This window comes from Saccharothrix saharensis (assembly GCF_006716745.1).
Lineage (GTDB): Bacteria > Actinomycetota > Actinomycetes > Mycobacteriales > Pseudonocardiaceae > Actinosynnema > Actinosynnema saharense.
This window is the reverse complement of record NZ_VFPP01000001.1, coordinates 5,714,407-5,728,782: the sequence shown is the minus strand read 5'-3', so window position 1 is coordinate 5,728,782 and position 14,376 is coordinate 5,714,407. Positions and strand designations below refer to the sequence as shown.

Below are 14,376 nucleotides of genomic sequence, written 5' to 3'. Positions count from 1 at the left end.
GTCGGTGTGACCCTACTCAACGCCGGGGGTTGCCCGGAAAAGCTGGGTGTCAACCTCGGCCGTGACGGTCACCTCGGGATCACGGGCGGGCAGCCACACGGACTGGCCGCGTGCCAGTTCGACGGTGTCGTCGCCGCACGTCAGCCGGGCCCGGCCGCGGGTGCAGAGCAGGATCTGCGGTCCGCTGTGGTCGACCCGGACGGGCGTCGACGGGCCGACCTCGATCCGGGACAGCTCGAACTCCGGGCACGGCGTCCGGTAGGACCACAGGCCGGGCGCGGTCTCCTCGCCGGTCTGCACGGGCATGTCGCCGCAGCCGAAGTCGAGCACGCGCAGCAGTTCGGGCACGTCCACGTGCTTCGGCGTCAACCCGCAGCGCAGCACGTTGTCGGAGTTGGCGAGGATCTCCACGCCGGTGCCGTGCAGGTAGGCGTGCAGGTTGCCGGCGGGCAGGTAGATCGCCTCGCCGGGCCGCAGCACGAGCCGGTTGAGCAGCAGCGCGGCCAGCACGCCCGCGTCACCGGGGTAGGCCTCGCCGAGTTCGAGGATCGTGCGGCACTCCAGGTCGAACTCGCCGTGTTCCTTCACGTGCAGCACGCAGGCGTCCAGCACCTGCGGCAGGAGCATGTCCAGCGCGGTCTGCGGCAGGGTGATGAGGGTGGTGAACAGGGCGCGCAGGCCACCGGCGTCGGGCTGGGCGGCCAGCAGTTCGACGTAGGGTGCGAAGTCGGGCACGTCCAGCGACCGCAGCAGCGCCACGGTGCGGGCGGGGTCGCGGAACCCGGCCAGGGCGTGGAACTCGGTCAGCGCGCAGACCAGCTCGGGCTTCGCGGACGGGTCCTTGTAGTTGCGGATCGGCGAGTCCATCGGGACGCCGGCGGCGTCCTCGGCGGCGAAGCCGTTCGCCGCCTGCTCGGCCGACGGGTGCGCCTGCAGGCTGAGCGGCTCGTCCGCGGCGAGGACCTTGAGCAGGAACGGCAGCCTGCTGCCCCACCGGTCGGCGTGGCGGGCGCCGAGCTGGCCGTCGGGGTCGTCGGCGAGCAGGTCGAGCAGCGAGTGCGGTTCGCCGTCGGGTCCCGCGATCCGGGACGGGTCGCCGGGGTGGGCGCCCATCCACAGCTCGGCTTCGGGGTGCGGTGTCGGCACCTCCCGGCCGAGCAGCTCGGCGATGGCGGTGCGCGATCCCCACGCGTACGTGCGCACCGTGTTGTGCAGCAGATCCACAGTCATCCCCTCATACGGCCGGCGCGTACAGCCCGGGCCCGCCCAGCGTTCCGGCCGCCAGGCCCAGGTACAGCGCGGCCAGCTCGAACCGCAGGGCGAGCAGCGCGGCGCACACGGCCTCGCCGCCGCCGACCTCCTCGGCCGGTTCGAGCACGTCGGCTCCGGACAAGGTCTCCATCGCGACCCGCCGGGTGAAGTCGGCCTGCGGGTCTTGCCGCACGGCGACCAGCAGCACGCGGACGAGGCCGTCGTGCTCGTCGTCCGGGTCGGCGAACAGGTCGGCGCCGGACGTGCCGCGCACGGCCCTGCGGTGCAGGACCGACCGGGTCAGCGCCTGAGGATAGCCGGCCACGTCGCTCACCACGCCCGCGTAGGTCGCGAGCACGCCCGCGCCGTGGGCGGCGACGGCGGTCGCCAGGTCGTCCAGGCCCCACAGCAGCGGGGTCCGGTCGGCGATGCGCAGCGCGAGGGTCTTGGCGGGGTTGACGAACGACTCGTGCACGGGGTGGCAGCGCTCGGCCTCGCGGTCCAGTTCGTCCGCGATGGCCTGCACGTCGGCGCTGAGCAGCCCCAAGGCCTTCAGCGCGACGGTCCAGGCGGCGAAACCGCGGGCGAAGCCGAAGCCCTGCGGCACGGGCACGCGCGGTGGGATGAGCAGCGCGTGCTGTGCGGCGGACGCGGCGACGGGGCCGTCCGGTTCGGCGGTGAGCAGCACGCGCGCGCCGCGCCGGGCGGCCCGGTCGACCGCTTCCGCCATCCGCACGTCGCCGGGGTCTTCGGTGTGCGCGAGGACCACGTCGAGGGCGCCGACCCAGGTCGGGACGTCGTCGGCGACCACGACCGGCACGGGGCAGCGCGGCCCGAGCAGGGCGGTCACCACGCCGGCGATCGAGCCGCCCACACCGGGGCGGGTGACGAGCACCAGCGCGCGGGGTCGTTCGGCGAAGACCCGGTCGACGCCGAGTTCGTCGGCCGCCTCGGCGGTCGCCCGGACCTGCGCGCCGGCACGTGCGGCGGCGCGCAGGAGGCCTTCCCGGTCGGCGTCGGTGAGCCGGGACTGGTCGTCGAGGAGGCTGTCGTCAAGCACCCGTGCTCACCCGGCCGTCGGCTCGACAGCCTCGTCCAGCAGCAGCACGGGGATGCCGTCCCGGACCGGGAACGACCGGCCGCACGAGGTGCAGGTCAGGTAGTCCGCGAGCGGGTCGGACGCGGTGCCGACCTTCAGCGGCGCGTGCTCGGGGCACGGACAGGCCAGGATTTCCAGCAACTGCGCGTCCAGTCGGACTGCCACGGCGCTCATCCCCTCACGATCGCCAGCACCTCGTCGCGCAGCGCCGCGACGGAGGCCGCGTCGGCGGCTTCGACGTTGAGCCGGAGCAGCGGCTCGGTGTTGGACGCGCGGAGGTTGAACCAGGAGCCGTCCGGCAGGTTCACCGTGAGGCCGTCGAGCTCGTCGAGCTCGACGCCGTCGCGGCCGCCGAACTCGGCCTTGATCGCGGCCAGCCTGCCCTGCTGGTCGTCCACCGTGGAGTTGATCTCGCCGGATGCCGCGTAGCGGGCGTAGTCGCTGGTCAGGGCGGACAGCGGGCCGTCCTGCTCGCCGAGGGCGGCCAGCACGTGCAGCGCGGCCAGCATGCCGGTGTCGGCGCGCCAGAAGTCGCGGAAGTAGTAGTGGGCGGAGTGCTCGCCGCCGAAGATGGCGCCGGTCTTGGCCATCTCCTCCTTGATGAAGGAGTGGCCGACGCGGGTGCGGACCGGCACGCCGCCGTGCTCGCGGACGATCTCCGGCACGGCGTGCGAGGTGATCAGGTTGTGGATGATCGTGCCGCCGGGGTCCTTGGCCAGTTCGCGCACCGCGACCAGGGCGGTGATGGCGGACGGGGACACCGGTTCGCCGCGCTCGTCGACCACGAAGCAGCGGTCGGCGTCGCCGTCGAACGCGACGCCCGCGTCCGCGCCTTCTTCCTGGACGCGTTTCTGCAGGTCGACGATGTTGGCGGGGTCGAGCGGGTTGGCTTCGTGGTTGGGGAAGTTGCCGTCGAGCTCGAAGTACATGGGCACGATGTCGATGGGCAGGCCCTCGAACACCTTGGGCACGGTGTGGCCGCCCATGCCGTTGCCCGCGTCGACGACGACCTTCAACGGCCGGCTGCCGCTGAGGTCGACCAGTTCGCGCAGGTAGGCGGCGTAGTCGGTGAGCATGTCCTGCTCGGTGACCTTGCCCTTGGTGACGCCTTCGGCGTCCGGGACGCCGTTCTCGGCGTCCTCGCGGATCCGGGCGAGGCCGGTGTCCTGGCCGACCGGCGCGGCGCCCGGGCGGCACAGCTTGATGCCGTTGTACTTGGCCGGGTTGTGGCTGGCGGTGAACATCGCGCCGGGCAGGTCGAGCTTGCCGGAGGCGAAGTACAGCATGTCGGTGCTGGCCAGGCCGATGCTGACCACGTCGACGCCCTGGGCGGTGACGCCCTCGGCGAACGCCGCGGCCAGGCCGGGCGACGAGTCGCGCATGTCGTGACCGATCACCACGGCCGGTCCGCCGACCAGGCGGGCGAACGCCGCGCCGAAGTCGCGCACGACGTCGGCGTCGAGCTGTTCACCGACGACACCGCGGATGTCGTAAGCCTTGACGATGCCGGACAGATCGCGCACGGCCACACTCCCAAGTTGGCTCTTGACACTGCCTCGGGAAGCCTACCGGCGCGCGCGTCGTCGCCGTATCCGGTCGCTGAGTCTTCGTTCAGTCTTCGTTCGGATCGGGCAGAACGCGCAGGTGGCCGCGTCGGATGGTGCCCGCGGGGAGCTCCGGGAGTTCGACCTGCGGTGTGGCCCGGCCGGCTTCGCGGACGGCTTCGGCGAGGGCGGTGAGGTCGTCCACGGTGGGTTCGGGGGCGCGGAACTCGCCCTGGTGCCGGACGACCTCCCAGCCGCGTGGCGCGGTGAGGCGCAGGGCGTGCTCTTCGCAGAGGTCGTAGGAGTGCGGTTCGGAGTAGGTCGCGAGGGGTCCGACGACCGCGGTGGAGTCCGCATAGGCGTACGTGAGCGTGGCGACTGCCGGGTTCGCGCACCCGGTTCGCGAGCACCGTCTCACGCTCCGCACGGCGGGGACGATATCGCGTCCCGCGCGGCGTGTGTTGGATTACCTCCGGCGCGGCGTTGGCGGTGGTGGTCGGGTTGGGCGAGTTGCCTGGTCGCGGAGGTCCGGTTGGACGCGGCCGGGCGGTGGACAACTACCCTCTACCTCGTGGTGATGGCTCGGGGTTCACGGCGGCAGGGCGCTGGGCGGCGGCGCAACCGCGACCGGCACGGTCGAGGGCTGCGCGGTCCCCTCTACCCGGCCACGTTGCCGGCGGCGCGCAGCCGGGCGGAGCGGTTCGACGCGCTGGTGCTGGAGGCGTTGGAGCCGATCGAGGCGCGGTGGCGGACGGAGCTGACGCAGCTGGACGTCGCGGTGGACGACGTGCCGGACGTGCAGTCGGGTGATGACGGCGACGTGGTGGAGGACGGCAACGTGCCGTTGGCGCGGCTCGTGCCGGCCGGGGCCGATCGACGTGCGCGGATCGTGCTGTACCGGCGTCCGCTGGAGGCGCGGGCCAAGGACGGTGCCGACCTGTCGGACCTGGTGCACGACGTGCTGGTCGAGCAGGTGGCGAACTACCTGGGGCTGGACCCGGACGTGATCGACGGCGACTGACGCGAGCGTTGAACTCGGGGTACCCGGGCGTTCGACACGGTGGTCCTGGGCGTTCGACTCTCGCGAGAGTCGAACGTTCGGGTCCCGTGAGTCGAACGCTCGGGTACCCCGAGTTCGACGCTCAGGGACGCCGGCGGGTGGGGATGGCGGTCAGGAGGGTGAAGAGCGCGGCGGCGGCTTGGAGCATCAGGAGCAGTTCGCGCAGGGTGGACGAGGCTTCCACGCGCACCTCCGAGGCCGTGGTGGGCACCGTCACGCCGACCAGGTGACCCCAGGCCCGCACGATCGTCGTCTCGCGGCCGTTGACCCACGCCCGCCAGCCGGGTTCCTCCTCGGCGGCCAGCACGAGCAGCCGCCCTTCGGGCCCCTCGGACACCTGGACGCCCACGTCCGGCGGCGCGGCTTCGACCGGGGCGATGCCGGGCGCGCCCAGCTCCACGGGAGGGTTGCCGCCGGTGCGGGCCCGCCGCGCCAGCTCCGGTGACAGCAGCACGGCGTTCCCCGCCGCCAGCTGCACCCGCAGCACGGGCCGCCCGTCCGACATCGCCGGCGTCACGGCCACCAGCTCGCCCACGGCGTCACGCACGCGCTGCGCCGTCGCCAGGTCCGGGACGACCACGAACGCCACCCCGGACGCCGCCGCCTGCGCCAACGCGACCCGCGCGGCGTCCGGCGACCCGCCGGTCAGCTCACGCGACCACCGCTCCAGCCGCGTGGTCGCCGTCACGACGGGCACGAGGTCGTCGTCGCCGAACGCGGGCATCCGCCCGGCCACCAGCCGCGGCGGCGTGCCCAGCACCAGCACCGACCGCCCGGTGCGGGGCAGCTCCTGCGCCAACGTCGACGGCAGCCGCGCCCCGTCCGCGGTCAACGCGCCGCCCGACCCCAGGCCGACGAACCCGGCGCACGCCAACCCGACCACCGTCAGCACGCCGACCACCGACACGACGCGCCGCACCGGCGCGGTGCCCGCGTCCCGCCGGAACGCCGCCAGCACCACCCACAGCAGCCCCCACCCGACCAGCAGCAACGGCCCGCCGGTCCACCCGGGCGTCGCGTCGCCGCCGGGCAGGGGAGCCACCGGCACGGTCCGCAGCACGATCACCGCGAACCCGCCGAGGACCACCACCGCCGCACCGGCCAGCATCGACCGCGACGGTCGCAGCAGTGCCGCGAGCAGCGCGAACCCCACCACCGCGAACCCGACGAACGGCACCGCGCCCGTGCCGCCGGGCCGCAGCGACAGCAGGTCGACCAGCCCCACGGCGGGCGACTCGACGAACGCGCCGACGCCGTGCAGCACGACGGCGGGGTGTTGCAGCACCACCGCCGGCCACGGCAGCAGCAGCGCCATGGGCAGGAGCACGATCATGAACAGCGACGCCACCCGCCGTCGCCCGTCGCCGTGCCGCCCCGGCACGACCACGAACCCGGCCAGCGCGGCGAACGCCACGAGCCCGTGCACGAGCGGCGAGAACGCGCCCACGGCCGCCAGCGCCAGCGCCGTGCCCGACGCCACCGGCAGCCACGACGCACCCGACCCGCCCCGCAGCGCGGACGCCACCCCGGCGAACACCACCGGCGCGAGCAGGTGCACCACGACGACGTCCAGCCGGCCCTGGCTCACGGCCGCCGTCGCCGCCGGCAGCAACGCGTACGCCGCCGCCACGAGGGCCCGCACGGGCCGCCGCACGGGCATCCGCCGGGACGCCGCGTAGGCCAGCAGCCCGGCCAGCGGCGCGTCGCCGAGGAACAGCAGCGCCACCAGCGTCGCCGGTGAGCCGACCAGCACGCCGAGCGTCCCCAGCACGGCCAGCGCCGCCGGCGCGGGCGCGGTCGTGCCGCCGGCCACCGGGTGCCACGCCGCCAGGTAGGACGACCAGGTGTCCGCGAGGTCGCCGACGGGCAGCAGCCGCCCGCCGCTCAGGTCGAGCCCGATCCGCCCGGCGTTGGCCAGGACACCGACCACGGCCAGCCCCACGACCAGCAGCAACGGCGGCCCGAGCACCAGCGACCAGAGCACCCGCGCCCGGTCGACCTCCACGAACACCACGCCCGGCGCGCCCGTGCCACGAGGCACCGGCGACGGCCGCGGCCTGGGTGACGGCCGGGCACCGGCCGGCGACGCCTCCACCGGCACGGTCACCGCGGGCCGGCGCAGCCCGCCCGTCGCCCGCACGGGGCGCCGCCGGGACAGCACGCCTGCCGGCAGCGCGGCCGGGCCGACCACCGGACGCTCCACTTCGGACGGAAGCGACCACGCGCGCGGCCGGGCGTCGTCCTCCGGCAACCGGCCCAGCGCCAGGTCCGCCTCGACGCGCCGGCGGACCAGCGCGGCCGACGCGGCGCGGATCGCGTTGCGCGACCGCGTGATCCGACTCGTGAACAACCCTCGCACCACGCCGTGCGCGGTCCGCTCGGCCCGTCCGGCCAGCAGCCGGGCCCGTCCGCTCAGCAGGTACCGCAGCGCGCCCAGCTCGGCGTGCGCGTCGGAGAACCGGCGCAGCAGCAGGAAACCGAGGGCGCGCAGGAGCGCGAGCACGGCGATCCGGGGCAGCCCCAGGGCGAACGACAGCGTGCCGCAGTTGACCAGGAACGTGCGCAACCCGTGCGCCCGGTCCACGCCGCGCAACGCCGGCCCGGGTCGGGCCGCCGCCGCGTCCAGCCGCCGGGTGCCGCGGCCCGCCGCGCGGGCGTGCCGCATCCGCGCCACCGGCACGGACAGCACCAGGTGCCCGGCGAGGTTGGCGCGCCAGCCGAAGTCGATGTCGTCGCGCAGCAAGGGCATCGTGCGGTCGTAGCCGCCGAGGGATTCCCACGCCGTGCGGCGGATCAGCGACCCGGCCGACGGCACCGCCAGCGCCTCGGTGCTCTGCCGGAACGACCCGGCCAGCTCGACCCGGCCCATGCCGGTCTGCCGGTGACCGGACGCGTCGGTCGACAGGCCCGCCTCCACCACCAGTCGCGGGTCGGTCCAGTCCAGGGCCAGCGGCCCGAGGACGGCCGCGGACGGCGACACCTCGGCCGCGGTCAGCAGAGCGGACAGGCAGTCCGGTTCGGGCGCGCAGTCGTCGTGCAGCAGCCACAGCCACGCGCCCGGATCGCCCCACCGCCGCACGGCGTGCTCGACGGCGGCGTGGACGGCCGCACCGAAACCGGTGCCGCGCGGCAGCGTCAGCACCCCGTCGATCACCCGATCGGGGCCGGTGGAGGCTTCGGTCAGCAGCTTCGCCGTACCGTCCAGGGAACCCGTGTCGACCGCGATCACGTGCCGCGGGCGCGGCTGCTGGCGGCGCAGCGCCGACAGCGCCGTGCCCAGCCACCGGTCGCCGTCGTGGCACACCAGCACCGCCAGCACGGGCGCGGTGCGCAGCCGCGGAGTGGCCCCGCTCGTCAAGTGCCGCTCCTAGGTCGCTCCGACTACGCCGTGGGACGACCACGGTAAGCCAGAGCGCGCGCGCAAGCGATCACCCGGCGGGATCCGATCACACCGCGCGCTTTTTGAGCTTCCTCCGCTCACGCTCGGACAGCCCGCCCCAAATGCCGAAGCGCTCGTCGTGCTGCAGGGCGTACTCCAGGCATTCGGAGCGCACCTCGCAGCCGAGGCAGATCCGCTTGGCCTCCCTGGTCGAGCCGCCCTTCTCCGGGAAGAACGCCTCGGGGTCGGTCTGCGCGCACAGGGCGCGCTCCTGCCAGTCCTGCTCATCGGCCGCGTCGAACAGGTCGAGTACGACCGGCTCCGGTGCCGGGACGTCCCCGTCCACGATGCGACCCCCGTCGAATTCCTGCATAGTCCGCCTCCTCGCCTTCCGCTCTCCCCGGTTGGCGGACACCACTCGCCGTCCCCACAACGACGAATGACACCGATGTGATTACACCTGTGTCACAACACGCGGTCAAGCGGAGTCCACAGGACGGGGGATATTCGCGCGGATGGCCTGAAAAGCCTTGACTGGCAGCACAGACGGTGATTGGGACGGCGCGCGGAGCGACCGCGGCTGCGCGGATGGCCCATCGGCCGGGGTGTGGAGCACCGGACCGGGAAGGCCACACTGGAGGGGTGAAGCGATCCGCGGTGCGTCCGAGCCCACTGTTCCTCAGCCTGCTCGCGGTGACGGTGGCAGGCGCCGTGCTGACCCTGTTCGAGGACTCCACGGCCGCGCTCACCGCGGGCACCGTGCTGTTCGTGCTCGGCGGCTGGGCGGTTTCGCTGTGCCTGCACGAGTTCGGTCACGCGATCGTGGCCTACCGGGGCGGCGACTACGCCGTGCAGGCCAAGGGGTACCTCACCCTGGACATCCGCCGCTACACCGACCCGGTGTTCAGCATCGTGCTGCCGCTGGTGCTCCTGGCGTTCGGCGGCATCCCGCTGCCCGGCGGCGCGGTGTGGATCAACCACCACGTGTTGCGCAACAAGCGGGTCGAGTCGATGGTGTCGCTGGCCGGTCCGCTGAGCAACCTGGTGCTGGGCGTGCTGCTGTCGCTGTCGGTGATCCTTTTCACGCCGCCGGTGGGTTTGGCCGCCGCTTTGTCGTATTTGGCGGCCGTGCAGATCCTCGCGTTCGTGCTCAACATCCTGCCGATCCCCGGCCTGGACGGCTGGGGCGCGATCGAGCCGTACATGTCGTACTCGGCGCGGCAGTTCGGCGCGAAGGCCCGCATGTGGGCGCCGTTCGTGCTCTTCGCGGTGCTGATCGGGTTCCCGACCATCGGTCGGTTGTTCTTCGAGGCCGGGTACACCGTGTTCGAGTCGATCGGCGGCGACCGGTTCCTGGCGGCCCTCGGGCAGGGCACCTTCCTGTTCTGGCGCTGACCCCCGGGTGGGAGGATGGCGACTCGTGAAGGTCGTCGTACTGGTTGGCGGGGTTGGCGGGGCGCGGTTCCTGGTCGGGCTGAAGAGCCTGCTGGCCGGTCCGGAGCACGAGATCACCGCCGTGGTGAACACGGGTGACGACGTGTGGATGCACGGGTTGCGGATCTGCCCCGACCTGGACACCTGCATGTACACCCTCGGTGGCGGGATCGACTCCGAGCGCGGGTGGGGGCGCGCCGGCGAGACGTGGTCGGTCAAGGAGGAGCTGACCGCCTACGGCGCCGACCCGACGTGGTTCGGGCTGGGCGACCGGGACGTGGCCACGCACCTGGTGCGGACCCGGATGCTGCGCGCGGGCTACCCGCTGTCGGCGGTGACGGAGGCGCTGTGCCACCGGTGGGAGCCGGGTGTGCGGCTGCTGCCGATGTCGGACGACCGGGTCGAGACGCACGTGGTCGTGACGACGGACGAGGGAGAGAAGGCGATCCACTTCCAGGAGTGGTGGGTCAAGCACCGGGCCGGGCTGCCCGCGCGGTCGTTCGCGTCGGTCGGGGTGGAGACGGCGACGCCCGCCCCCGGTGTGCTGGACGCCCTGCGCGACGCCGACGCGGTGCTGATCGCGCCGTCGAACCCGGTGGTGAGCGTGAACACGATCCTCGGCGTGCCGGGGGTGCGCGACGCGCTGCGCAAGACCGAGGCGGGTGTGGTGGGGCTGTCGCCGATCATCGGCAACAAACCGCTGCGCGGGATGGCGGACGCGTGCCTGTCGGCGATCGGCGTGGAGACCTCCGCCGAGGCCGTCGGGCGGTACTACGGGTCGCGCAAGACCACCGACAAGGGCGTGCTGGACGGTTGGCTCGTGCACACCGGCGACCGGTCGGACGTGCCGGGCGTGGCGGTGCGCGCGGTGCCGCTGCTGATGTCCGATGTGGACGCGACGGCGGCGATGGCGCGGGCGGCGCTGGAACTGGCCGGTGTCGACGTTGGCTGACCACGCGGCGGGTGCGCCGATCACGCTGCTGCCGGTGACCGGGTTGCCGGAGTTCCGGCCCGGTGACGACCTGGCGTCCGCCATCGCCGAGGCCGCACCCTGGTTGGCCGACGGCGACGTGGTCGTGGTGACGTCGAAGGTGCTGTCCAAAGTGGAAGGTCGGCTGGTGGCGGTGCCGGCCGACCCCGAGGCGCGTGACGCCGTGCGGCGGGAGTGGGTCGAGGCGGAGTCGGTGCGCGTGCTGGCCCGGCGCGGGCGGACGTTGATCACCGAGAACAAGCTGGGGATCGTGCAGGCGGCGTCCGGTGTGGACGCGTCCAACGTGAACGGTGACGAGATCGCGCTGCTGCCCGTGGACCCCGACTCCTCGGCGGCGGCCCTGCGGGCGGCGTTGGCGTCCCGGCTGGGTGTGTCGGTGGCGGTCGTGGTGACCGACACGATGGGCCGGGCGTGGCGGGTCGGTCAGACGGACGCGGCGATCGGGTCGTCCGGGCTGGCCGTGCTGCACCGGTACGCGGGGTCGGCGGACCGGCACGGCAACCCGTTGGTGGTGACCGAGGTCGCGGTGGCCGACGAGATCGCGGCGGCGGCCGACCTGGTGAAGGGCAAGCTGGGCGCGGTGCCGGTGGCGGTGGTGCGCGGGCTGACCGTGGTCGACGACGGGTCCTCGGCGCGTGACCTGGCCCGGCCGGTGGCGGACGACCTGTTCCGGCTGGGCACGGCCGAGGCGGTGGCGCAGGGGCGGGCCGAGGCGGTGTTGTTGCGCCGGTCGGTGCGGTCGTTCTCGGCGTCGCCGGTGTCGGTGGAGGCCGTGCGGCGCGCGGTGGCGGCGGCGTTGACGGCGCCCGCGCCGCACCACACGCGGCCGGTGCGGTTCGTGCGGTTGACCGCGCTGCGGGCGGCGTTGCTCGACGCGATGGCCGAGCGGTGGCGGGCGGACCTGCGGGGTGACGGGTTGCCGGAGGAGCGGGTCGAGGCGCGGGTGGCGCGGGGTGACATCCTGCGTGCCGCGCCGGAGGTCGTCGTGCCGTTCCTGGTGCGGGCGGGGGCGCACTCGTACCCGGACGAGCGGCGTGCGGCGGCGGAGCGGACGATGTTCACGGTCGCCGGTGGTGCGGCCGTGCAGGGGCTGCTGGTGGCGTTGGCCGCCGAGGGGCTCGGGTCGTGCTGGGTGTCGTCCACGATCTTCTGCGCGGACGTGGTGCGTGACGTGCTGGGCGTGCCGGACGACTGGGAGCCGTTGGGCGCGGTGGCGATCGGGCACCCGGAGGCGGAGCTGACGCCGCGGCCGCTGCCGGAGTCGGACGAGAGGTTCCTGGAGCGGTGAACCCGTCGTTGCACGCGGACGCGGTGGCGACGTTGGGCGCTTGGCGTCCCGCGGACCGGACGCAGGAGTCGTTGCGGCAGGCGTACCTGGGGTTCCTGGCGGCCCGGGAGGACGCGTGCCTGCGGTCGTGCGAGCCGGGTCACATCACGGCGTCGGCGCTGGTGGTGGACGCGTCCGGGGAGCGGGTGCTGCTGACCCTGCACCCGCGGGTGGGTCGGTGGTTGCAGCTGGGCGGGCACTGCGAGGCGTCGGACACGACGCTGGCGGGCGCGGCGCTGCGTGAGGCGAGGGAGGAGTCCGGGATCGCCGACCTGCGGATCTCGCCGGAACCGGTGCACCTGGACGTGCACCCGATCACGTGCTCGCTGGGCAAGCCGACCCGTCACTTCGACGTCCGCTTCCTGGTCCGCGCCCCGCTCGACGCCAGCCCCCTCCGCAGCGCCGAATCCCTCGACCTGGCCTGGTGGCCCGCCACCGCCCTCCCCCCGGACACCGACGACCTGCACCCCCTCCTCACCGCCGCGCGGGTCCACCTCTGAAAACGCGCGTGTCGAACGCTCAGGTCCCGAGAGTCGAACGCCCAGGACCCCTGAATTCACCACTCAGGTACCCCGCGGGGCGTCGTGAGCGTGGAACTCGGGGTACGCGAACGTAGGACTCCCGGGGCCTGGACGTACGACTCACGGGGTCCGGGGGTTCGACACGCGCGGGGGTCAGGAGTCGCCGTTGAGGCGTCGGGAGAGGCCCGGGGGGTGCGGGGGCTGGCCGCCGGAGAGGCGCTGGGACAGCGACGGGCGGGCGGTCGGGACCTGCTGGACGGTCGGGACCGGGCCCGGTGCCACGCGGAGCTCGGGCTCCGGTTCCGGGGCGGGCGGCGGGGGTGGGGCCGGTTGACCTGCGGCGACGTGCGCGGCCAGCACCATGGTCGAGTCCGGGTCGCCGCCACGCGGGTCGACCGCGTTGACCATCGCGCGCGGGATCTGCTGGGTCGCCGACGAGTCCATGGGCGACGTCATGTTGTCCGGCGTCACGACGTGGATGCCACGTGCACGAGCACGGGCCAGCGCCGCGTCGGCCCGAGCGCGGGGGTCCATCCGGATCTCTCCTGCGTTGCCTTGGGCCGGCTGGGGGACGCCGGCGTGCCGATCGGTGACGCTCGTCGACACGGACCACCGCCCGTGCCGCCGGAGTGCTCATGCCAGAGTATTCGCAAACTACGGGTGGAAGTAAGCCGAGGAGGAAAAACGGCATGTCGGAGCTGCACGGGGCCGAGGCAGTGGTTCTGGTCGGGGGCAAGGGAACCCGGCTGCGACCACTGACACTGTCCGCGCCCAAGCCCATGCTGCCGACCGCCGGGGTGCCGTTCCTCACCCACTTGCTGTCGCGGATCCGGGAAGCCGGCATGACGCACGTCGTGCTCGGCACGTCGTACAAGGCCGAGGTCTTCCAGGAGCACTTCGGCGACGGCTCGGCGCTCGGCCTCGAGCTGGAGTACGTGGTCGAGGACGTGCCGCTGGACACGGCGGGCGCGATCCGCAACGTCGCCCACAAGCTGCGGGAACGCGACGTCGTGGTGTTCAACGGCGACATCCTGTCGGGCGTCGACCTGCGTGCCGTGGTCGACACGCACCGCAAGAACGAGGCGGACGTGACGCTGCACCTGGTCCGGGTGGACGACCCGCGCCGGTTCGGCTGCGTGCCGACCGACGACGACGGTCGCGTCACGGCGTTCCTGGAGAAGACCGAGAACCCGCCGACGGACCAGATCAACGCGGGCTGCTACGTGTTCCGGCGCGAGGTGATCGAGGCCATCCCCGCCGGTCGGCCGGTGTCGGTGGAGCGGGAGACGTTCCCCGGGCTGCTGGCGTCGGGTGCGCGGGTGCAGGGGTACGTGGACGCGTCGTACTGGCTGGACCTGGGCACGCCGGCCGCGTTCGTGCAGGGCTCGGCGGACCTCGTGCGCGGCATCGCGCCGACGGCCGCGCTGGCGCTGCGGGGTGACGCGGTCGTGCTCGACGGCGCGGAGGTGGACGAGGACGCCGTGGTCACGGGCGGTGCGACGATCGGGGCGAACTGCACGGTCGCGGCCGGCGCGGTCGTGGACGGCTCGGTGCTGTTCGACGGCGCGGTGGTCGGCGAGGGTGCGCGCGTGGAGCGCAGCGTGCTCGGCGCGAACTCGCTGGTCCAGGCCGGTGCGGTCGTGTCGGACGCGGTGATCGGGGACAACGCGGTCGTCGGGGCCCGGTGCGAGCTGGTCAACGGTGCCCGCGTGTGGCCGGGTGTCGTGCTGCCCGAGGGTGGTGTGCGGTTCTCCGCCGATGTGTGATGGT

14 protein-coding genes are annotated in these 14,376 nt (G+C 73.7%); 6 read left to right on the top strand and 8 right to left on the bottom strand.

Annotation, left to right across the window (positions count from 1 at the left end):
• Positions 1 to 12 precede the first annotated feature (12 nt).
• The 5 genes from manA to FHX81_RS25755 form a co-directional block, all read right to left on the bottom strand.
• Positions 13 to 1,230 (bottom strand): mannose-6-phosphate isomerase, class I, encoded by a 1,218-nt coding sequence (manA, locus tag FHX81_RS25775; RefSeq protein WP_141980595.1) that lies wholly within the window; start codon positions 1,228 to 1,230, stop codon positions 13 to 15.
• 4 nt (positions 1,231 to 1,234) lie between these two features.
• Complete coding sequence (locus FHX81_RS25770; RefSeq protein WP_141980593.1) at positions 1,235 to 2,311, bottom strand: SIS domain-containing protein; 1,077 nt, start codon at positions 2,309 to 2,311, stop codon at positions 1,235 to 1,237.
• Positions 2,312 to 2,317: 6 nt separating this feature from the next.
• Positions 2,318 to 2,515, bottom strand: coding sequence for a Trm112 family protein (locus tag FHX81_RS25765; RefSeq protein ID WP_141984139.1), 198 nt, complete (start codon positions 2,513 to 2,515; stop codon positions 2,318 to 2,320).
• 5 nt (positions 2,516 to 2,520) lie between these two features.
• Positions 2,521 to 3,873, bottom strand: a complete 1,353-nt coding sequence (locus FHX81_RS25760) for a phosphomannomutase/phosphoglucomutase (RefSeq protein WP_141984138.1) — start codon at positions 3,871 to 3,873, stop codon at positions 2,521 to 2,523.
• An 88-nt stretch (positions 3,874 to 3,961) separates the two neighbouring features.
• Positions 3,962 to 4,321, bottom strand: coding sequence for a DUF3499 domain-containing protein (locus tag FHX81_RS25755; RefSeq protein ID WP_073885657.1), 360 nt, complete (start codon positions 4,319 to 4,321; stop codon positions 3,962 to 3,964).
• A 150-nt stretch (positions 4,322 to 4,471) separates the two neighbouring features.
• Between FHX81_RS25755 and FHX81_RS25750 the strand changes: the two genes are divergently transcribed.
• Positions 4,472 to 4,915, top strand: a complete 444-nt coding sequence (locus FHX81_RS25750; protein ID WP_141984137.1) for a metallopeptidase family protein — start codon at positions 4,472 to 4,474, stop codon at positions 4,913 to 4,915.
• A 121-nt stretch (positions 4,916 to 5,036) separates the two neighbouring features.
• Here FHX81_RS25750 and FHX81_RS25745 read toward each other — a convergent pair whose 3' ends face one another.
• On the bottom strand, positions 5,037 to 8,312 hold the full coding sequence (locus tag FHX81_RS25745; protein ID WP_141980592.1) for a glycosyltransferase: 3,276 nt from the start codon (positions 8,310 to 8,312) through the stop codon (positions 5,037 to 5,039).
• An 88-nt stretch (positions 8,313 to 8,400) separates the two neighbouring features.
• Entirely contained in the window at positions 8,401 to 8,706 is a 306-nt protein-coding gene (locus FHX81_RS25740) for a WhiB family transcriptional regulator (RefSeq protein WP_053723270.1), read from the bottom strand.
• A 269-nt stretch (positions 8,707 to 8,975) separates the two neighbouring features.
• On the opposite strand from FHX81_RS25740, the gene FHX81_RS25735 reads away from it, so the two are divergent.
• From FHX81_RS25735 to FHX81_RS25720, 4 genes are read left to right on the top strand one after another with little or no spacing between them, the layout of a single operon-like run.
• Positions 8,976 to 9,728 carry a site-2 protease family protein gene (locus FHX81_RS25735; protein ID WP_141980590.1) on the top strand — a complete coding sequence of 251 codons (753 nt, stop codon included), beginning with the start codon at positions 8,976 to 8,978 and terminating at the stop codon, positions 9,726 to 9,728.
• A 25-nt stretch (positions 9,729 to 9,753) separates the two neighbouring features.
• The gene (cofD, locus tag FHX81_RS25730) at positions 9,754 to 10,719 is read left to right on the top strand and encodes a 2-phospho-L-lactate transferase (RefSeq protein ID WP_141980589.1); all 966 of its coding nucleotides are present in this window, start codon (positions 9,754 to 9,756) and stop codon (positions 10,717 to 10,719) included.
• Positions 10,712 to 12,046 (top strand): coenzyme F420-0:L-glutamate ligase, encoded by a 1,335-nt coding sequence (locus tag FHX81_RS25725; protein WP_246108299.1) that lies wholly within the window; start codon positions 10,712 to 10,714, stop codon positions 12,044 to 12,046. Before cofD ends, FHX81_RS25725 begins: the two co-directional genes overlap by 8 nt.
• Positions 12,043 to 12,585, top strand: coding sequence for an NUDIX hydrolase (locus FHX81_RS25720; protein WP_141980585.1), 543 nt, complete (start codon positions 12,043 to 12,045; stop codon positions 12,583 to 12,585). The genes FHX81_RS25725 and FHX81_RS25720 overlap by 4 nt, the downstream gene beginning before the upstream one ends.
• A gap of 174 nt (positions 12,586 to 12,759) precedes the next feature.
• Here FHX81_RS25720 and FHX81_RS25715 read toward each other — a convergent pair whose 3' ends face one another.
• A complete protein-coding gene (locus FHX81_RS25715; protein ID WP_141980584.1) occupies positions 12,760 to 13,140 on the bottom strand; it encodes a hypothetical protein in 381 nt (126 codons plus the stop codon).
• A gap of 155 nt (positions 13,141 to 13,295) precedes the next feature.
• Between FHX81_RS25715 and manB the strand changes: the two genes are divergently transcribed.
• Positions 13,296 to 14,372, top strand: a complete 1,077-nt coding sequence (manB, locus tag FHX81_RS25710) for a mannose-1-phosphate guanylyltransferase (RefSeq protein WP_141980583.1) — start codon at positions 13,296 to 13,298, stop codon at positions 14,370 to 14,372.
• Positions 14,373 to 14,376: the final 4 nt, after the last annotated feature.

Excerpts from the sequence above, each read along its gene's own strand:
- manA (WP_141980595.1), bottom strand. The coding sequence starts at position 1,230 with ATGACTGTGGATCTGCTGCACAACACGGTGCGCACGTACGCGTGGGGA.
- FHX81_RS25750 (WP_141984137.1), top strand. The coding sequence starts at position 4,472 with ATGGCTCGGGGTTCACGGCGGCAGGGCGCTGGGCGGCGGCGCAACCGC.
- FHX81_RS25740 (WP_053723270.1), bottom strand. The coding sequence starts at position 8,706 with ATGCAGGAATTCGACGGGGGTCGCATCGTGGACGGGGACGTCCCGGCA.
- FHX81_RS25715 (WP_141980584.1), bottom strand. The coding sequence starts at position 13,140 with ATGGACCCCCGCGCTCGGGCCGACGCGGCGCTGGCCCGTGCTCGTGCA.
- manB (WP_141980583.1), top strand. The coding sequence starts at position 13,296 with ATGTCGGAGCTGCACGGGGCCGAGGCAGTGGTTCTGGTCGGGGGCAAG.